The organism is Streptomyces bikiniensis, assembly GCF_000716625.1.
Classification (GTDB): domain Bacteria; phylum Actinomycetota; class Actinomycetes; order Streptomycetales; family Streptomycetaceae; genus Streptomyces; species Streptomyces bikiniensis.
Map to the genome: position 1 here is coordinate 150735 of NZ_JNXJ01000003.1, position 19688 is coordinate 170422.

Annotated in this window: 12 protein-coding genes, 2 tRNA genes and 1 other RNA gene; 8 read left to right on the forward strand and 7 right to left on the reverse strand. The window is 71.1% G+C overall.

What is annotated here, in order from left to right; genetic code table 11:
• Positions 1 to 35 precede the first annotated feature (35 nt).
• Genes OO47_RS02990 through OO47_RS03000 form a run of 3 tightly spaced genes read right to left on the reverse strand, consistent with a single transcriptional unit; the run spans position 36 to position 6099 of the window.
• Positions 36 to 1598 carry a class I SAM-dependent DNA methyltransferase gene (locus OO47_RS02990; RefSeq protein WP_030209570.1) on the reverse strand — a complete coding sequence of 521 codons (1563 nt, stop codon included), beginning with the start codon at positions 1596 to 1598 and terminating at the stop codon, positions 36 to 38.
• Positions 1595 to 3121, reverse strand: coding sequence for a restriction endonuclease subunit S (locus tag OO47_RS02995; RefSeq protein WP_051715615.1), 1527 nt, complete (start codon positions 3119 to 3121; stop codon positions 1595 to 1597). Before OO47_RS02995 ends, OO47_RS02990 begins: the two co-directional genes overlap by 4 nt.
• Positions 3118 to 6099 carry a DEAD/DEAH box helicase family protein gene (locus OO47_RS03000; RefSeq protein ID WP_030209577.1) on the reverse strand — a complete coding sequence of 994 codons (2982 nt, stop codon included), beginning with the start codon at positions 6097 to 6099 and terminating at the stop codon, positions 3118 to 3120. Before OO47_RS03000 ends, OO47_RS02995 begins: the two co-directional genes overlap by 4 nt.
• Positions 6100 to 6364: 265 nt before the next feature.
• Between OO47_RS03000 and OO47_RS03005 the strand changes: the two genes are divergently transcribed.
• Complete coding sequence (locus tag OO47_RS03005) at positions 6365 to 7723, forward strand: AAA family ATPase (RefSeq protein WP_030209578.1); 1359 nt, start codon at positions 6365 to 6367, stop codon at positions 7721 to 7723.
• Positions 7720 to 8475 (forward strand): HNH endonuclease, encoded by a 756-nt coding sequence (locus OO47_RS03010; RefSeq protein WP_033207883.1) that lies wholly within the window; start codon positions 7720 to 7722, stop codon positions 8473 to 8475. Before OO47_RS03005 ends, OO47_RS03010 begins: the two co-directional genes overlap by 4 nt.
• Positions 8476 to 8601: 126 nt before the next feature.
• Here the strand turns inward: OO47_RS03010 and OO47_RS03015 are convergent.
• A tRNA-Ser gene (locus tag OO47_RS03015) sits at positions 8602 to 8686 on the reverse strand.
• Between the two features lie 118 nt (positions 8687 to 8804).
• Here OO47_RS03015 and ffs point away from each other — a divergent pair.
• The 6 genes from ffs to OO47_RS03040 all read left to right on the forward strand — a co-directional run bounded on the left by ffs (position 8805) and on the right by OO47_RS03040 (position 17545).
• Positions 8805 to 8903, forward strand: an RNA gene (gene ffs, locus OO47_RS34380) — signal recognition particle sRNA small type.
• 217 nt (positions 8904 to 9120) lie between these two features.
• Positions 9121 to 11226, forward strand: coding sequence for a DNA polymerase III subunit gamma and tau (locus OO47_RS03020; RefSeq protein WP_030209586.1), 2106 nt, complete (start codon positions 9121 to 9123; stop codon positions 11224 to 11226).
• A 117-nt stretch (positions 11227 to 11343) separates the two neighbouring features.
• Entirely contained in the window at positions 11344 to 12594 is a 1251-nt protein-coding gene (purD, locus tag OO47_RS03025; RefSeq protein ID WP_030209588.1) for a phosphoribosylamine--glycine ligase, read from the forward strand.
• Positions 12595 to 12871: 277 nt separating this feature from the next.
• On the forward strand, positions 12872 to 14854 hold the full coding sequence (locus tag OO47_RS03030) for a M48 family metalloprotease (RefSeq protein WP_030209594.1): 1983 nt from the start codon (positions 12872 to 12874) through the stop codon (positions 14852 to 14854).
• Positions 14855 to 15064: 210 nt separating this feature from the next.
• On the forward strand, positions 15065 to 16525 hold the full coding sequence (locus OO47_RS03035) for a N,N-dimethylformamidase beta subunit family domain-containing protein (RefSeq protein WP_030209598.1): 1461 nt from the start codon (positions 15065 to 15067) through the stop codon (positions 16523 to 16525).
• Positions 16526 to 16633: 108 nt separating this feature from the next.
• The gene (locus OO47_RS03040; RefSeq protein WP_030209615.1) at positions 16634 to 17545 is read left to right on the forward strand and encodes a phosphoribosylaminoimidazolesuccinocarboxamide synthase; all 912 of its coding nucleotides are present in this window, start codon (positions 16634 to 16636) and stop codon (positions 17543 to 17545) included.
• A gap of 47 nt (positions 17546 to 17592) precedes the next feature.
• Here OO47_RS03040 and OO47_RS03045 read toward each other — a convergent pair.
• The 3 genes from OO47_RS03045 to OO47_RS03055 all read right to left on the reverse strand — a co-directional run bounded on the left by OO47_RS03045 (position 17593) and on the right by OO47_RS03055 (position 19675).
• A tRNA-Gly gene (locus OO47_RS03045) sits at positions 17593 to 17668 on the reverse strand.
• Positions 17669 to 17690: 22 nt separating this feature from the next.
• Positions 17691 to 18299: a response regulator transcription factor gene (locus OO47_RS03050; protein WP_030209618.1), complete on the reverse strand. Its 609-nt coding sequence runs from the start codon at positions 18297 to 18299 to the stop codon at positions 17691 to 17693.
• Positions 18296 to 19675, reverse strand: a complete 1380-nt coding sequence (locus tag OO47_RS03055; protein ID WP_063831872.1) for a sensor histidine kinase — start codon at positions 19673 to 19675, stop codon at positions 18296 to 18298. The genes OO47_RS03050 and OO47_RS03055 overlap by 4 nt, the downstream gene beginning before the upstream one ends.
• Between the last annotated feature and the right edge of the window lie 13 nt (positions 19676 to 19688).

The following is a 19688-nucleotide window of genomic DNA, read 5'->3' on the forward strand; positions in this document are numbered from 1 at the left end:
TGACCCGTTTTGGACAGGGCTCGTCTCTGCGGCCGTCACGCCGGCGGCGACAGATCCACGTCCAAGTCTGCCGCGAGCTGCTCAAGTTCGAGCAACGCACCGCGTAGGTCAGCGGACAGCGCGAGGGTCAGCTCCGTCAGGGACTTCGCCTCCGTCGCGTCCTTATCGTCCGGCTCGATCAGGCCGATGTCGAGATTGACGTCCTTCGTGGCTGCGAGCTCGGCACCGTCGAACACCTGCAGGCGGCCCGATGGCTTCCGGCGGGCGATCGCCTCGGCGGTCTCCTCGCACTCGCCGACTCCGAAGACCCGCTTTTCGAAGTCCTCCAGATGCCCGGGGAGCAGCGGGTTTTGCTTCAGTGTGAAGCGGTTGCCCGTCCTCAGGTCGTACACCCAGAGCTGCTGCGTGTGCGGGGGCTCATCATCGCTGCGACGCGGCGGGGCGGCGTCGAAGAAGAGGACGTTGGCCTTGACGCCACCCGCGTAGAAGATCCCGGCGGGCAGACGCAGCATGGTGTGCAGGTTGAACCGCTTGAGCAGCTCACGGCGGATAGTCGCTCCTCGGCCGCCCTCGAAGAGGACGTTGTCGGGGAGGATCACCGCAGCGCTGCCGTTGTCGGTGAGCAGGCTCGCGATGTGCTGGACGAAGTTGAACTGCTTGTTGGTCGTGGTCTCCCAGAAGTCCTGGCGGTGGTACGACATGTCCTCGCGGCTCACCGTGCCGTCGACATGGGTGATCACGATCGAGGACTTCTTACCGAAGGGCGGATTGGCCAGCACCTTCGAAGCCTTCTTGGCTGGTGGTTTGGCCAGCGCGTCCTCGACATGGATCAGGGGCTTGCCATCGGGCCTGCCGATGCCGTGGAGGAGCAGGTTCATCGCGGCGAGGCGTGCGGTCGCCGGCACCAGCTCGGTGCCCCAGATCGCGCCCTCGTCGAATCGGGCGGACTCCTTGACGGACATCTCGTCGCCATACGTGTTCACGATGTAGTCGTGCGCGGCGAGCAGGAAGCCACCGGTTCCGCAGGCCGGGTCGGTGATGGTGTCCTCCGGGGTAGGCCGCATGCACCGCACGATGGACTCGATGAGCACCCGTGGGGTGAAGTACTGCCCCGCACCAGCCTTGGTATCTTCCGCACTACGGGCGATCAACGCCTCGTAGGCGTCGCCCTTGATGTCCTTGCTGGACCCCAGCCAGGGTTCCTTGTCGATCAGGTCGACGATGAGGCGGCGGAGGTTGGTCGCGTTCTGGATTCGGTTACGGGCGCGGTGGAAGATCAGGCCAAGAGCGCTATTCCGCCCCTCGTCCTGCTTGCCGAGGTCTGTGAGGAGCTGGGTGTACGTCTCCTCCAGCTGCTCGCCGGAGAGATCGAGCAGTTGCGTCCAGCCGCGCCCCTCCCACTCTTCGGAGTCGGGGAGTACATGGCGGCGCTGAGATGCAGGGAGATCCTTGTTGGCCTCCTCCTTCTCGGCGGCCATCTTGAGGAACACCAGGAAGCTGAGCTGCTCCAGGTATTCGAGGCTCGATACGCCGTCGTCGCGCAGGACATTGCAGTAGTTCCAGAGACGATCGACGAGACGACGTGCTTCCGGCTTCACTCGGTGAACTCCAGGGGGAGGGTGGTCTGTTCGCCCTCGGAGAGGGGGGTACGGGATGTGGGGGCCGGCGGGGGCGAGGCTTTGGAAGCAGGCTGCTCGGCTGCGCTCTGGCTTTTCCGCCTGGCCTGGGCAGCGGCCCGCCGAGCCGCTTTCCGCTCGGCTTCGGCGGTCTCGCGCTCGACCCGGATGCGCTTGAGAAGGTGCTCGGCGGGCTCGTCGTGAGGATCCTGGGGGACGAGCCGGCCAGCGAAGGCTTCGGCGAGGAGGGTGCGGCGGAGGGCGTTGGCGTGGGCTTCCATCTTGTCCAGGAGCAGGTCCAACGCGTCGACACGGGCCAGCCGCCCCTTGGTCTCAGCGATGAGCCGCCGTTGCTCGTCGAGCGTGGGTACCGGGAATTCCACAGCTTTCAGCCGAGACGCGCTCAGGTGTGCAATGTTGGTCGTGATGCGCACCTCACGCATGAACCGGCCTGCATGCAGGTGACGGCGGAAGACGAGAAGCGCCCAGCCGGGGAGCACCTCGTCCCCAGCCCGGAACCGCAACAGGCTGTTCGTGAAGGCCACGCCCTCGGGGATGCCCTTGTACATCGCCGGCCGCCCGACGAGATGAGGGCTCTGCCCTTCGTTGAGGAGGATGTCTCCAGGCAGGAGACGGTATTTGCCGAACCCTTCGGAGAAGTCCATCTCCATGAGGCTCGTGGTGTCGATGCGGTCCTCGAAGACGTTGGCAACGCGCAGGTACGGGCGCATCTTGGGGCCGTCGTGCCAGTCAGGGTGGCGCGCTCTGCCGAGGTCGACGATCCCGGCTTGGCCTGCTGTCATCGCCTGCCAGCCCTCGGGCCAGGCGGCCGACTCCGGGATGGCGTCGAGAAGAACCTTCTTGCGGAGGGTGGTGACGTAGGACCGGGCATGGGCGATGAGCTGGGTGATCTCGCCCAGCCGTGCGAGCCGCTCGTCCAGGGCGTCGGCGATCCGCCGCTGTTCGGCAGCTGGCGGGACGGGGACGGGCAGCGACCGGATGCCGTTCAGCCCCAGGCGGGCCCGCCCGATGCCTCTCAGACTGGCAGCCGCATGCTGCTTGGTCGCCGGGGCGATCAATGCCTGAAGCAGCCACTCGGTGGAGACCTCCGGATGCGCTCGGAACCGGATGCAGTCGGCCTTGACGATGGCCGGCCCCACGTACTCCGGGACAATGCAAGCTCGTGGCAGGTCGTCGCCGAGCGACGCGATGACAAGGTCGCCTTCCCGCGCCTCATGCGCGGCCAGACGCTCGAAGTGACTCTTCGAGATGTGCGTCCGAACATCACGGAACTCTCCGTCGCCAATGTTTTGCAGGCGGAGTACGCGCGGCCCTGAGTCGGTGTAGTGCCGTGTCGCAAGATTCGACCCGAAAGGACCGTCCGTGACAGGACGCTCGTCCGCGGATCGAAGGTCGTCGAGTTCGGCCCAGCACCAGCTGGCCGGAAGCTCTACCGCTGCTATCTCCGGCGCCCCCACTGCCCCGTCATCGCTCTCCACGCTCACGCACCCAGTTCCCGATCCAGTTCATTGATCAGCTCGTCCGGTGTTCGCGTTCCTTCCGCGAACACCGCTCTGAACCTGCTCCAGCCGCCTGCAGCCCGGCACAGCGCATGCTGCTCCAGGGCGTCCACGGAGACGGTCGCTGAGGTGGCGACCACGTTCGCGATGCGCTTCAGCCAGGCGAGCTGCTCTTCCGTGAATGTCGCTCCCGCCGTCTCCTGACGCGCGAGCCATTCTTGGAAGCGAAGGTCCACGGTATCCCGGTATGGCCGGAAGTCGCCTCCGTCGAGTCTCAGCTCGTACCGGAGAACCGAGAGCAACTCGGGCAGCCCGGCGTTTCGCCGCCGCTTGCCCCGTGCGATGCCGAGGTCGACGTATGCCTTCCAAAGCTGTTGCCCGGTCCATCGCTGGTGGGGAGGACTGACCCTGCTGAGAAGCCCGTCGATCCGTGCCTCGACCTCGCTCAGCGACCGCCGTTCCTTGAAGGCGATGCGCAGGGCGGCGAACCGGTCCTGCTGGTCTGCCATGTACTGGCGCCAGTCCTTCACGGTGCGTTCGGCTCGCATGAGGTCCGTCACACCTTCGGCGATCACACCGCCGTCTTGGCTGAGGTGGTCGATCTTGATCCAGCGGCGTCGTGCCGCTTTGATGAGCGCCTCACGCAGCGCCTCACGCTCGACGAACGGCCGTAGAGCCTGGGCCAGCACAGCGTTCAAGACCGCCTCGTCGGTGGCCGTGGGGGCGATCCCCTCCGCTGACGGCGCCTCGTTCCCCACCGTCTCCTTCTCACCAGCAGCCCTCGCCCGCTCCTTCGCCAGCCGGTCCGGATCGGTGGCATGGACCAGGTCGGTCACCAGCTCGGTCAGCTTGCGGCCGCCCGCACAGCCCTCGATCCGGGCCAGCTGCTGCTCGTCGAGCCGCTGCCCGAGCCGACTCAGGCGGCCGGCCAGGGTGGAGGCATCGTCGACGGTCAGCGGAACCCCTTGCGCACACGCCCGGAGCAGACGCTCCAGGCTGGGCAGCTCCTGCAGGTCGTCCCGTACGAGTGGTCGTGCGTCTACCATGGCGTGCTCGGTCACGCCCACAGCGTCGACGATCACGAACCGGTCCTTGCACAGCGCATCCTCTGTGACCCTGCGCAGGTCCTCCGGCTTGATGATCCGGGCACCGCGACCCTTCATCTGCTCGAAGTACGACCACGTCCGTACGTCCCGCATGAAGACCAGGCACTCCAGGGCGGGGATGTCGGTGCCCGTGGCGATCATGTCAACGGTGACGGCGATTCGGGTCTCCGGTGCGTTGCGGAACTCTTTGATCGCCTTGGAGGGCTGTGCGGTCTCACTGTTGATCTTCAGGCAGAACTTGTCACCTGCGTTCCACGCCTTGCGGATCTCTGCAACGATAGCGTCTGCGTGCCGGTTCGTCTCCGCGAAGACCAGGGTCTTCGGGACGATGCTCCGCTGGTGCACGATCTCACCAGTCTCGGCATCGATGTCGGGCGGGAAGATCTCCGTGAACAGCCGGTCCCTGAAGGTCTCGATGACGGTCCGGATCTGGCTCGTGGACTCGACCCGGGTGTTGAGCTCGGCAGCCGTGTACTCGTCGTCCTCGTCCTGCTGGTGCCAGTGCTGCTCACGCGTGACACGGTCCACATGGGCCAGGACGGTGTTGATCTTCTCGACGGTGCCGTCAGGGGCCTGGGCCTCGGTCACGGCCGGGATCTTCGATCCGTCCCGGGTGATCCGGGTCGAGATCCGGTAGACGTCGTAGTCGACGTTGACCTCGTCGGCGACCGCTTCCTCGTAGGTGTACTGGCTGACCAGGTTGTTCTCGAAGAAGGCGAACGTCGGTCCGATCGGGGTCGCGGTCAGGCCCACGATGTGTGCGTCGAAGTACTCGAGCACGGGCCGCCAGGAGCCGTAGATCGAGCGGTGGCACTCGTCGATGACGATGAAGTCGAAGTAGTCGGGCGGAAGCGCAGCTGAGTAGCGCACCTTAGGCGGTCGCTTGCCGAGCCCCGCCGTCCCACCGCCCTCGAAGCTGCGTGCCTCATCGCTGTCGGGTGCGGGTGGCGTCTGCCCGGTCAGCATGCACCACAGTCGCTGGACCGTAGTGATCACGATCTTGTCGGAGTCCGTTAGGCCCGATGCCCCGCCCGACAGGTGCTTGAGGGGGAAGTCCTCGTGTAGCGGCTTCTTCGATTCCGCCGGCTGGAAGCCGCGGTACTCCAGGAACGCCTGCTCACCCAGGTTGTAGCGATCCACGAGGAACAGCACGCGATGCGCGCCCGCGTGCTTGAGCAGCCGATGGCTCGCTTGGACGACGGTGTACGTCTTGCCGGCTCCGGTGGCCATCTGGATGAGGGCCCGTGGACGGTCGTCGGCGAGAGAGTTCTCCAGGCCCTCGATGGCCCGGCGCTGAGCGTCGTACAGCTGCCGCTGCGGATCCAGGTGGACGCCGGGCAGCCTGCGCAGCCGGGCTCTCAGAGAGGGCGTCTCAGGGTGGTGCACGGCATTGCGCTTCCAGCGGGCGAGGGTGGCCGGCTGGGCCGGGGCGAAGACGTAACGGCTGCGGGCCCCGCCCTGGGGAGCGTCGGCGGCGGGTGTGCCGTCGAGGTGTTCGGCGTCGAGGGCGTTGAGGAAGACCCAGGCATGGCCGTTGGTTCCGTAGCGGAACGGGAGGGGGCGCTCCCGCCAGGTGCGCCGCTGGTGCTGCGCGGCGATCGGAGCGGCGAGCCGGTCGGCCTCCGCGAGCATTTGGTGGGGGTCGTCCGAGTCGATCCCCGCTACGACGAGGCCGCTGAGGTCCCGGTCGACATGCAGGAGGTAGACCCGCAGACCTTCGAGCTCCGGGTGCGCCGTCCGGACCGCCGCCGGATCAGGGGTCAGGTCGCGCTCGTGCGGGGCGCACACCCTCCATCCGGCGTCACGCAGAGCCTGCTCGACCTTGTCACTGTTTCCCTGCGCGCCAGAAGCGCTCACGGTCCCTCCCCGTACCCTCGCGGCCTTCAGTGCTCTGTGCCTGCCCCGCGCCCTGAAACAGCCCGCCAGCCCCACCCATTACACCAGTTGACGTACACACGTCCTCGGCTTCCGCCAGCGCGTGGACGATGACCGTCCGGATCTGGCCATGGGCTCCGGCGCGTCACGGTCAGTGCGCGTCCGTACAGTGGGCGGTAAGTTGCGTCGGGCCAAGTAGGCCCGGTCCGTAGGGGAAGGGCCAGGGAAGACCAGGAAGGACGCTCGGGTGTATGTGACGAGGCTCCGGCTCGACGGCGTGCGTGGTTTCCACGGCGCTCGGGCCTGCGACCTCGATTTCACGCGCCCGGATGGAAGTTATGCCGGCTGGACCGTCCTCGCCGGGCGAAACGGCGCGGGAAAGACGACCTTGCTGAGGTCGATCGCCCTAGCCCTGGCTGGCCCGGAACGGGCCAGCAGGCTGGATGGCGAGGTCGAGGACTACCGCACCTACGGGCAGTTCCGGGGAAGGCTGGAGCTGTCCCTGCGCGCGGACCGGGATGCCGACCTCGGGGCCCCCTCTCCGTCCGATTCGCGTACGGTCTCCATGGTGTGGGAGCCGGGCCGCGAGCCGCTCAGCGCGGAGGACGCACCCCCGACCCGTGTCCGGTTCCTCACCGACCCAGGCGCCAAGATCGCCAACCATTTGTGGGACTTTTCCCCGCCACCGGGCTGGTTCCACGCCGCCTACGGCCCCTTCCGCCGCCTCAGCGGCACCGGCCTCTTCGAGCGCGACCGGCAGAATCCGGACCGTGCTGAGGCCCTGCGCACTCTTTTCGAGGAGCAGTCGGCCCTCACTGAGTCGGTGGTGTGGCTCGTCTCCGTCCACACGCGCCGACTGGAAGGCGAAGCCGGCGCAGAGGAGCTGCTGGAATCGGTGCTCGCGCTTCTCAACGACGATCTGCTGCCGGGCGACTTCCGCGTCGAGGAGGTCACCTCGCGCGGTCTGTGGCTGCGGCGGGCCGACGGCGTGGGGCCACTCATCGCCCAGTGGCGGATGAGTGATGGCCTGCGCACCGTCACGGCGCTGGTCCTGGACGTTGTACGCCAGATGCACGCCGCCTACGGAGGGCTGGCACTGCATTGGGATGACGGCGGCCGACCGTACCTGCCGTACCCGGGCGTCGTCCTCATCGACGAGGTGGACGCGCACCTCCACGTCTCCTGGCAGCAGCGCATCGGCGAGTGGTTCAAGGCCCACTTCCCCGCCGTCCAGTTCATCGTCACCACCCACAGCCCCTACATCTGCCAGGCTGCGGACCCTGGCGGTCTCATCCGACTGCCGGGGCCGGACGAGCAGACCCCGCCAGAGGTCGTGGACCAGAAGGAATACGGCACGATCGTCTACGGCACCGGTGACGACGCGGTGCTCTCGGACTTCTTCGGCCTCCGGTCCCCGTTCTCCCGTCGCGCCGAGAAGCTGCGCGAAGAGCTCGCCGATCTGGAGTATGAGGTCGCGTCGGGCGACGCCGATTCAGAGACGGTGCGACGGTTCCGTACTCTACGCCGGACCTTGGCCAGCTCCCAGGCGACCTACGTTGAGGACTCCAGCCTGCGAGCCAGGAGGCGGGAGACCGGCGGCTCGTGATCAGGATTGTACGACCGCGGCTCCCTTTCGGACTGGAATCCTCCCTGCTGGCCCTGACCCAGGAGCTGGCTGGCACGCCGGTGCCCGAGCGTGGTGAGCACGCCGAGCGGATGTGGGAGCGCAAGACCGTGCGCCGGGACGTGTACCGGCCGGTGCGCGAGGCTTTGGAAGACATGGCGCCCGGTGTGGACTGCTGCATGTACTGCGGCAATCACCTGGCCGACACGGTGGATCACTTCGTCCCCAAATCCCGATGCGCTCTGCGGACCTTCTACTGGCCGAACCTCCTGCTGGCCTGCTCCACCTGCAACACACGCTTCAAGGGCAACAAGCACCGCGGCGACGGCTTCGTCGGTTCCCTTCTCATCGACCCGACCTGCGAGGACCCCTTCGAGCATCTGGACCTTGGGCTCGCCAGCGGCCTCTACCGGCCGGTCGAGGGTTCGCCGAAGGGCGAGTGGACTATCAAGGTCTGCGGCCTGAACGAGGGGAAGCGTCCACGGGTCCGTGCCGAAGCCTGGCTGAACCTGGCCGACGACCTGCGGGGCTGGGCCCAGGCCCGGGCCGTGGGCGATGTCAGGAACATGCGCCGCAAGATCTACCGCATGCGGACCCAGCCGTTTGCCGATGTCTGTTACGCGGCGCTGCACAAGGCCGTGTCCGAGGAGGCGCCCCGGGTCTTCGCGGCCGAGGAGCCGGGCGTCTTGGACCTCCTGCGGGACGACGAGCTGCGGGCCGCTTTCCAGACGTGAGCGGCCCAGCTGAGCCGCCGCCGCGATAGGCACTCGTGCCGACTGAGACTAAAACTGAGACCACGCAACAACGAAGGGTCCGACCGCTCGGCGGTCGGACCCTTCGTTTGCCCAGGTGGGCGGCGGCGGAGGATACGAGATTCGAACTCGTGAGGGGTTGCCCCCAACACGCTTTCCAAGCGTGCGCCCTAGGCCTCTAGGCGAATCCTCCGCCGGGAACATTACATGACCGAGGGGGGTGCTCGCGAACTCGATCCCGGGTGGGGTCGGAGGGGGTTTCCAGGTGGGAGGTGCGGGCTCCCGGTGCCCTCGGCATCGGGTAGTCTGGGCGGAGCCCCTCACGCGGCGCTATCTGACTGAACTCCCCCAGGGCCGGAAGGCAGCAAGGGTAGGTCGGCTCTGGCGGGTGCGTGGGGGGCGCTTGCGTTCCCGGGGGCGGGTGGCACGGCACAGGCGGTCGGCCGGGTGTGGCCCTCGCCGAAAGCCGGGGCCGGGGCCGGGGCCTGGACCTGGGTCGGGTCAGGGCCGGGCGTGGCCGGTCCCCGTCGGGCAGGAGCCGTCGGTGCCGAGAGGGGCGGTCGGGCGAGAGGTCCCGGTCCCGGTGGTTTTCCCGGGTTGTCGGTGCGCGCCTATAACCTCGTACACGTGTCGTCTCTCGCGCTCTACCGCCGCTATCGCCCCGAGTCCTTCGCCGAGGTCATCGGGCAGGAGCATGTCACCGACCCGCTGCAGCAGGCCCTGCGGAACAACCGGGTCAATCACGCGTACCTGTTCAGCGGACCCCGCGGCTGCGGCAAGACGACCAGTGCGCGGATCCTCGCCCGCTGCCTGAACTGCGAGCAGGGCCCGACGCCCACGCCCTGCGGGGAGTGCCAGTCCTGCCGGGACCTCGCGCGGAACGGGCCCGGGTCGATCGACGTCATCGAGATCGACGCCGCCTCCCACGGTGGCGTGGACGACGCCCGTGACCTGCGGGAGAAGGCCTTCTTCGGGCCCGCCTCCAGCCGGTACAAGATCTACATCATCGACGAGGCCCACATGGTCACCTCGGCGGGTTTCAACGCCCTCCTGAAGGTGGTCGAGGAGCCCCCTGAGCACCTGAAGTTCATCTTCGCCACCACCGAGCCCGAGAAGGTCATCGGGACCATCCGGTCGCGGACCCACCACTACCCCTTCCGGCTCGTGCCCCCCGGCACCCTCCGGGACTACCTCGGCGAGGTCTGCGGGCGCGAGGGCATCCCCGTCGAGGACGGCGTGCTGCCCCTCGTCGTGCGCTCCGGCGCCGGGTCCGTGCGTGACTCGATGTCCGTCATGGACCAGCTCCTGGCCGGCGCCGCCGAGGACGGTGTGACCTATGCCATGGCGACCTCCCTGCTCGGCTACACGGACGGTTCGCTGCTCGACTCCGTCGTGGACGCCTTCGCCGCCGGTGACGGCGCCGCCGCCTTCGAGGTCGTCGACCGGGTCATCGAGGGCGGCAACGACCCCCGCCGCTTCGTCGCCGACCTCCTGGAGCGGCTGCGCGACCTGGTGATCCTGGCCGCCGTGCCGGACGCCGCCGAGAAGGGGCTCATCGACGCCCCGGCCGACGTGGTCGAGCGCATGCAGGCGCAGGCCTCCGTCTTCGGGGCCGCCGAGCTCAGCCGGGCGGCCGACCTCGTGAACGCCGGCCTCACCGAGATGCGTGGCGCCACCTCTCCCCGCCTCCAGCTGGAGCTGATCTGCGCGCGCGTCCTGCTGCCCGCCGCGTACGACGACGAGCGCTCCGTCCAGGCCCGCCTGGACCGGCTGGAGCGCGGTGTCACGACCGCCGCGCCTGCCCCCGCGCCCGTCTTCACCCCGGGCCCCCCCGCCCCCTCCGCGCCCCCCATGGGGTACGTCCCCGGGCCCGACGCCCACACCCCCGTGGCACCGCCCCCGCCCCCACCCGTACAAGCGCCGTCGCAGCCGCAGGCCCACGCGCCGTCGCAGCCGCAGGCCTCCGCGCCCGCCGGGTCCCGGCCCGGCGCCTGGCCCGGGGCGGCCGCCCCGGGCGGCGGCAGCGCCCCCGGCGCCTGGCCCGGTGCCTCCGCGCCCGCCCCCGCTCCCGTACAAGCTCCGCAGGCCCCCGCGCACACCCCCGCTCCCGCCCCCTCCGCGTCCCTCGGCGGTGACACCACCCAGGTGCGGAACCTCTGGCCCCAGATCCTCGAAGCCGTCAAGAACCGGCGCCGTTTCACGTGGATCCTGCTCAGTCAGAACGCGCAGGTCGCCGGGTTCGACGGCACCACCCTCCAGCTCGGCTTCCTCAACGCCGGCGCCCGGGACAACTTCGCGAGCAGCGGCAGCGAGGACGTCCTGAAGCAGGCCCTCGCCGAGCAGTTCAACGTCCACTGGAAGATCGAGGCGATCGTCGACCCCTCGGGCGGTGCCGCGCCGCCGCCCGCCTCCGCCGCCCCCTTCGGCGGCCGCCCGGCGGCCCCGGCCTCGGCCCCCGCCCCCGCCCCGGCGCCCTCCTTCCAGCAGGCCCCGACGCCCCCGCCCCCCGCGCAGGCGGCCCCCGCCTCCGTACAGCCACAGTCCACGCCCCCGGCGCAGGCGTCGCCCGCGCCCGCGCCCGCGTACACCCCGCCCGCACCGCAGCCCGTGGCGCCGGAGGACGACGTTCCGGAGGAGGACGACCCCGACCTGGTCGACTCGGCCCTCTCCGGACACGACCTGATCGTGCGCGAACTCGGCGCCACGGTCGTGGAGGAGTACACGAACGAGTAGGGCCGTGGAGGAAGGCGCGAACGGGCAGGGCCGTGGAGGAACGTACGAACGAGTAAGGGGGTCTCGCTCGGTGGCCCGTACGAAGGGCACCCCCTCCCGCGGGCTACCCTGGCTGGCGTGAAGGTCCTCGTCATCGGCGGCGGCGCCCGCGAACACGCCCTGTGCCGCTCTCTCTCCCTCGATCCCGACGTCACCGCTCTGCACTGCGCGCCCGGCAACGCCGGAATCGCGGAGGTCGCCGAGCTGCACGCCGTCGACCAGCTGGACGGCGACGCCGTCGCGCGCCTCGCCACCGAGCTCGGCGCCGGCCTCGTCGTCGTCGGCCCGGAGGCCCCGCTCGTCGCGGGCGTCGCCGACGCCGTCCGCGCGGCCGGCATCCCCGTCTTCGGCCCCTCGCGGGAGGCGGCGGAGCTGGAGGGCTCCAAGGCCTTCGCCAAGGACGTCATGGCCGGCGCCGGCGTGCCCACCGCCCGCAGCTACGTCTGCACCACCCCCGAGGAGATCGACGAGGCCCTCGACGCCTTCGGCGCCCCGTACGTGGTGAAGGACGACGGCCTCGCCGCGGGCAAGGGCGTCGTCGTCACCGACGACCTCGACAAGGCCCGCGCCCACGCGCTCGCGTGCGACCGCGTCGTCATCGAGGAGTACCTGGACGGCCCCGAGGTCTCCCTCTTCGCCATCACCGACGGCACCACCGTCCTCCCGCTCCAGCCCGCGCAGGACTTCAAGCGCGCTCTCGACGGCGACGAGGGCCCCAACACCGGCGGCATGGGCGCCTACTCCCCGCTGCCCTGGGCCGACCCGAAGCTCGTCGACGAGGTCCTGGAGACCGTCCTCCAGCCGACCGTGGACGAGCTGCGCCGCCGTGGCACCCCCTTCTCCGGCCTCCTTTACGCCGGTCTGGCGATCACGAGCCGCGGCGTCCGGGTCATCGAGTTCAACGCCCGCTTCGGCGACCCCGAGACCCAGGTCGTCCTGGCCCGGCTCGCGACCCCGCTCGCCGGCGTCCTGCTGAACGCCGCCAACGGCACCCTCGCCGACCAGGCCCCGCTCCGCTGGCGGGACGACGCCGCCGTCACCGTGGTCGTCGCCTCCCACAACTACCCGGACACCCCGCGCACCGGCGACCGGATCACGGGCCTGGAGGAGGTCGCGGAGCTGGACGCCCCGCACGCGTACGTGCTGCACGCCGGTACGAAGCGGGACGGCGACGCCGTGGTGAGCGCGGGCGGCCGCGTCCTCTCGGTCACCGCCACCGGAACGGACCTGGCGCGGGCCCGTGAGCGCGCCTACGCGGCGGTCGGCCGCATCTGGCTCGACGGCTCCCAGCACCGCACGGACATCGCACGGAAGGCCGCCGAGGCCTGAGCCCGCTTTTTCCGCGTCTTCTCCGTTTCCTTCCTGACCGTTTCGTGCGGCCGTGCGACACACCGCACGGCCGCACGAGCGCCATCACCTTTACCCAAAGCCATTCCATCGAGTGACGGATGGGCCATCCGGATGACGCCCGCCACCACCCCAACTAGGGTGCGGCGCAGGCGTTCCGGCACTTGGCCCACCGGCATTGCGATGTCAGTGGCGGGTGCCACAGTGGGGGAGTGACCAACACCGCCACAGGCAGTCCCGACCAGGGCAGGAGGGGATGATGAGCGGCGTGTCCGGCACCGGTTCCGCCGTCGGCGAGGAGTGGGGTGCGCGCGCCGCGCGCTCCCGGGCCCTCGCCGTCCTCCGCGTCCGCGGCAGGGCACTGGGCCTCGCGGTGCTCCCCGCCGCGGTGGCCGTCGTGCTGTACGCGGGCGAGGTCACCGGCCACTTCTCGGGTACGGGATGGGGCACGGCCCGCTGGGTCGTGACCGTCCTCGCGGTCGTCGTCCTCCTCGCCGCCACGGCCGTCGCCCTCGTCGTCGCCCGGGCCCGCCCGGCCGCCACGCCGACGGTGGCGCTGGCCGAGACCGCGGCCCCCGACCTGTACCGGCTGGTGCGGGACCTGGCCGACCGGCTCGGCGTCCCGGCGCCCGCCGCGATAGCCCTGACCCCGGACTGCGACAGCTGGCTGGAGGACCGTACGCACCGCGCCCACCGCGGGGCCGGTGACGAGGGCGGCGGCGCGCCCGTCCTGGTCATAGGCTCGCCGTTCCTCTGGTGGATGCGCGTCGGCGAACTGCGGGCGGTCCTCGCCCCCGTCGTCGCCGGTACGGGACCGGCCGCCCACCCCGACATAGCCGCCGCCCGGCGCTTCGTCCGCGGCCTGGACGCCGCGATCGCCGTGCCCCGGACGCCCGGCCTCGACCCGGTCCGCCGCCTCGGCGCCCACGGCGTCGGGCAGGTCGCCCGCGTCCTGCTGCGCGCCTGTCGCGGGCACGCCGCCGAGATGGAGCGCGGGGTCGCCGCCGCGGGCTCGGAGCGCGCCCAGGAGGTCGACTACGGCGTACGGATCGTGGCGCAGGAGCAGGTCGGCCTGGCCTACGCGGGCTGGGACCGCCTCCTGACCCGGGTCGCGCTGCCCGCCCGGCGCATGGGCCGCTGGCCCGCCAAGCTCGACGCGGGCGTGGTCTCCGCCCTGACCGAGCTGTCCCGCCGAGACCGGCTCGCGGACGGCTTCTCCTCGCGGCTCGGCGAGCGCCCGGCCTGCGACCTCCTGGAGGAGCCCGGCGCGGTGGACGAGGCCGCCTCGCTGCTCGCCGCCCGCCTCTTCCACGGCGGTCCGGCCGCGCCCGGCCCCGACTGGTCGCCGGTGGAGTGGAGCCAGTACCCGGAAGAGGTCGTGGACCGTAAGTGGCGTACGGACGCGGCCCGGCTCCACCAGGTCCTCGACGGCATCGACGCGGCCGCCGCCGGTCCCGGCGCCCCGCCCCCGACGGACGGCCCGACCCTGACCCGCGTGATCGACCGCTTGACGGCGACGGGTCCGGTCGTCGGGGCCCCCGCCGAGGCCGCCGTCGACCAGGACGGCTATGCCGACCAGGACGGCCATGCCGACCAGAACGGCCACACCGGTCTCACCGACTCCGCCGCTCCCCCGGACTCCGCCGGCCTCACCGACTCCGCCGTCCCCCCGGACTCCACGCATTCCACCGGCCTCCCCGATCCCACCGCCCCCGCCGACTTCGACCCTCTGGACGGCCTCGGCGACCTCGGCGACCTCGACGACGACCCCCCGGTCAACCCCGCCGCCGACGCGCTCGCCGGTGCCCTCAGTGCCCTGCTCGCCCGGGAGGAGGCCGCGCGGGAGGCCCGGGTCGCCGCCGAGAGCGCCCGGGGCCGGACGGCGGCCACCGACGCCCCGGCGGCGGACCGGACCACCGCGTACGAGGGCGTCGGCGCGTACGAGGGCGTCAGCGGCCCCGACGGCCCCCTGCCGCTCTTCCCGCTCCAGCCGCCCCGCAGCGGCCGCGACCTGCTCGCGGACCACGTCACCGCGATGGTCTGCTGCGCGGCCGTGGACACCGCCGAGGCGGTCCCGGGGCTCGACTGGCTCGACGGCCCCGCCCTGCTCCTCGGCGGCGAGCGGGCGACGGACCTCGGCCCCCGGGTCCTCTCCCTCGTGGAGGACGGCGACCCCGAGCCCCTGCGGGACTGGCTCGCGCGCACCGGCGTACGCCCCGAGAAGCCCGTACGGCTCGTCTGACCCGCTCGCACCACCGGAACACGCCCCCGGGCGTACACCCCTGGCATAGACCACCGGCACATTCGGAATCTCGTCTTCCACTCTCGTCAATTCACGACGAACGGTGACGGAGTGCGTGCGTTATGTGATGTGCTGGAGGTCATCACTGACAGAAGCACGAATCCACGGGCACTGACCGGCCGACCGGGGGAGTCGAGGGAGGGGCGCAACATGGGGGCGGATCAGATCAGGCGGTGGGAGTCGGGCGCGCTCGCGCACGCCGTCTCCGATCCCTTCGGCCAGGGCCCGCTGCCCTGGCTGCGCGGCTCGGACAACTACTTCGACGACACCGGCCAGATGGTTCCCTGGTACGCGGACGAGGTCCTGGCCCGGGGCGGCAGCGGCGGCCCCCGCACGGCCGACGACGTCCGGCGCCAGATCAAGGGCTTCGCGTCCGGCGGCGCCGTCGCACCCGGCGACTCGATCGACTTCCACATCACCGTGGACCCGCCGCAGCAGTTCTCGGTCGACATCTATCGGATCGGCCACTACGGCGGTCACGGCGCCGCGAAGATCACCACCAGCCCGCGCCTCTCCGGGATCGTCCAGCCCGCCCCGCTCATCGTCGACCGCACGGTCTCCTGCCACCACTGGTGGCAGTCCTGGCGCCTCCAGGTCCCCAGTTACTGGGCGATCGGCGCGTACGTCGCCGTCCTCACCACCGTCGACGGGCACCGCTCCCACATCCCCTTCACGGTCCGCGACGACCACCCGGCGGACCTGCTCCTCGTCCTCCCGGACGTGACCTGGCAGGCGTACAACCTCTACCCGGAGGACGGACGGACCGGCGCCAGCCTCTACCACGCCTGGGACGAGGACGGCCGACTGCTCGGCGAGGAGGACGCGGCCGTCACCGTCTCCTTCGACCGCCCCTACGCGGGCGCGGGGCTGCCGCTGCACGTCGGGCACGCCTACGACTTCATCCGCTGGGCCGAGCGCTACGGCTACGACCTGGCGTACGCCGAGACCCGCGACCTGCACGCGGGCCGCGTCGACCCGGGCCGCTACCGGGGCCTGGTCTTCCCCGGCCACGACGAGTACTGGTCGGCGCCGATGCGCCGGGCCGCCGAACGCGCCCGCGACCAGGGCACCTCGCTCGTCTTCCTCTCCGCCAACACCATGTACTGGCAGGTGGAGCTCGGCCCCTCGGCCTCCGGCGTGTCCGACCGCCTCCTCACCTGCCGCAAGCGCCAGGGCCCCGGCCGGCCCGCGCTCTGGCGCGAGGTCGACCGGCCCGAGCAGCAGCTCCTCGGCATCCAGTACGCGGGCCGGGTGCCCGAGCCGCACCCGATGGTCGTGCGGAACGCCGAGCACTGGCTCTGGGAGGCCACCGGCGCCGGTGACGGCGACGAGATCCCGGGCCTGGTCGCGGGCGAGGCCGACCGGTACTTCCCGCGCACCGCGCTCCCCGAGCACGAGAGCCGCATCCTGCTCGCCCACTCGCCCTACCGGGACGGCGACGGGGTGCTGCGCCACCAGGAGACCTCGCTCTACCGGGCCCCGTCCGGCGCCTGGGTCTTCGCCTCCGGCACCTTCGCCTGGTCGCCCGCCCTCGACCGGCCCGGCCACGTCGACTCCCGCATCCAGCGCGCCACCGCGAACCTCCTCGACCGCATCTGCAAGAGGGACTGACCGGGTACGGGGAAGAGTGCGGGGGCGGTACGGAGAGGCCGCCCGCCGGTGATCCGCGCAGGTGCGAGAGAATCGAAGCGCTCCTGGATCAACCTACGCGGAGGAACCGTGTCCGGATTCGTAGAAAAGCCCGAGCCCGTCCAGGTCCCGGGCCTCACCCATCTCCACACGGGCAAGGTGCGCGACCTGTACCGGAACGAGGCCGGTGACCTCGTGATGGTGGCGAGCGACCGCATGTCCGCGTACGACTGGGTCCTGCCCACCGAGATCCCCGACAAGGGCCGGGTCCTCACCCGGCTCTCCCTGTGGTGGTTCGACCGCCTCTCCGACCTGGTTCCGCACCACGTCCTCTCCACCGAGCTGCCGGCCGGCGCCCCCGCCGACTGGGCGGGCCGCACGCTGGTCTGCACGTCGCTGAACATGGTCCCGGTCGAGTGCGTCGCCCGCGGCTACCTCACCGGCTCCGGCCTCGTCGAGTACGACGCGTCCCGCACGGTCTGCGGCCTCGCGCTCCCCGAGGGCCTGAGCGACGGCTCCGAGCTGCCCGCCCCGATCTTCACCCCGGCCACCAAGGCCGCCGTGGGCGACCACGACGAGAACGTGTCGTACGAGGAGGTCGCCCGCCAGGTCGGCGCCGAGACGGCCGCGCTGCTGCGCCAGACGACCCTCGCCGTGTACTCCCGCGCCCGGGACATCGCCCGCGAGCGCGGGATCATCCTGGCCGACACCAAGTTCGAGTTCGGCTTCGAGAGCACCCCGGGCGGCGACCGGCTCGTCATCGCCGACGAGGTCCTCACCCCGGACTCCTCGCGCTTCTGGCCGGCCGACCAGTGGCAGCCGGGCCGCGCGCAGCCCTCGTACGACAAGCAGTTCGTGCGCGACTGGCTGACCTCCCCGGCCTCCGGCTGGGACCGCAAGGGCGAGCAGCCCCCGCCGGCGCTCCCGCAGGAGGTCGTGGACGCGACCCGCGCCAAGTACATCGAGGCGTACGAGCTCCTCACCGGCAACACCTGGAGCTAGGACGGCAACGAGAAAGCCCCCGGTCGATCCGACCGGGGGCTTCTTCGTGGAGCGGACGACGAGATTCGAACTCGCGACCCTCACCTTGGCAAGGTGATGCTCTACCAACTGAGCTACGTCCGCATGCGCCGTAGCGCGGAGACCACTATACCCAACCTTTCTCCCGCGCGAGGCGCACCGCCGCGTGACGGTTCTCCGCACCGACCTTCGCGGCGGCCGAGGAGAGGTAGTTCCGGACGGTCCCGGGGGAGAGCGAGGCGCGCCGGGCGATCTCCGCGACGGGGGCTCCGTCGGCGGCGAGTTCGAGCACCTCGGCCTCCCGCACGGTCAGCGGCGAGTCCCCGGACGCTATGGCGTCGGCAGCCAACTCCGGGTCCACATAACGGTTTCCCGCGTACACGGTACGGATGAGCTCGGCGAGCCGCTGGGCGCTGACGGTCTTCGGCGCGAAACCGCGGACGCCCGCTGCGAGGGCCCGCTTCAGGTGCCCGGGACGCCCGTGACTCGTCACGATCATGGCCCGGCAGTCGGGGAGTTCGTCCCGCAGGGCAGTGGCGACCGTCACACCGTCCATGCCCGGCATCTGCAGATCCAGCACGGCGACGTCGGGGCGGTGGGCGCGGGCCATGGCGAGCGCCTCGGGTCCGGTCGCGGCCTCGGCGACGACCACGAGATCGTCCTCCAGGGCGAGCAGGGCGGCGAGCGCTCCCCGGATCAGGTGCTCGTCGTCGGCCAGCAGTACGCGTACGGTCACGCGACCGTCTCCTCCTTCTCGTACGACCCCCGTCTTTCTCGTCTTCCGGACCCTCCGAGACCCTCGTGCTTTCCAGGTACGGGGCGTGCCGGGGGCGCCGGCTTCCGCGGGGCCCCGACCCGGCCCGAGCGGGGCAGCGGGACGCGGGCGGTCACGCGGAACGAGTGCGGTGCCGACGGCCCCGCGTCCAGGGTGCCGTCCACCGCGCCGAGCCGCTCCCGCAGCCCGGCGAGTCCGGACCCGGCCCCGCGCCCGCCCGTGACGCCGGCCGCCCCCGTCCCGTCCCGCTCACCGGCCGCGCCCACCGCCCCGTCGTTCTCGACGGTGAGCAGCACCGCCCCCGGCTCGCTCCGGAGCACGATCGCGCACCGGCGCGCGTCCCCGTGGCGCAGGACGTTCGTCGTGGTCTCCCGGACCACCCAGCCCAGGGCCGACTGCACCTCGGGCGGCAGGTCCAGCGCCGGGGCGTCCACGGCGCAGGCGATCCCGGCGGCCCCGAGCACCCCGCGTGCGCCCTCCAGCTCCACCCGCAGGTCGGCCTCGCGGTAGCCGCGTACGACCTCGCGCACCTCCCGCTGCGACTCCTGCGCGATCCGCTGCACCTCGACCATCTGGTCCACCGCCTCCGGGCGTCCACGCCGGGAGAGCTGCACCGCGAGCTCGCTCTTGAGCGCGATCACCGACAGGTTCCGCCCCATGACGTCGTGCAGGTCCCGTCCGAAGCGGAGCCGCTCCTCGGCGACGGCCAGCCGGGCCTTGAGGTCCCGGGACCGCTCCAGCTCCTGCACGATCCGGAGCAGCCAGGAGGAGAGGCCGCTGGTGAAGGAGATGAAGACGCCGCCGATGAGTATGCCGACCACCGAACCGGCCGCCATGTCCAGCCCGTTGCCGACCGCCGCCATCGGGGCGCCGGTGGCGAGAGCGGTGGCGAGCACCGCGTACGCCATGTGCCGTACCGGGCCGAGGCAGAGGACGAGCGCGCAGAGCGTGAAGATCGAGGTCCCCGTGAGGATGCCCACGTTCACCCCCGGCTCGGGCAGCACTCCGCCCGCCCACAGGAGGTTCAGGAGCAGGTCGACGCAGAAGGTGGTGCCGACCACCGCGACCGCGAGCCGCACCGGCCGCTCCCGCTTCCCGGTCGTGTGGTCCAGGGCGCGGGAGGCGAGGACCGCGCAGAGCACGGCGTGGACACCGATCCAGAGGAGGAGGCCGACCGAGGCCTCCGTGGAGGGGGGACCGTGCTCGCCGCGGCTGAAGGGGATGCCGCCGAGCACGAACAGCTCGATCGGCACGAAGCTGTGGAAGGTCCACCGTGTGTACAGCTCGACCTTGCCGGCGCTGCTGCGCCCGGACCACCATCCCGTCAGCCTGGACATCAGACCTCCCCCT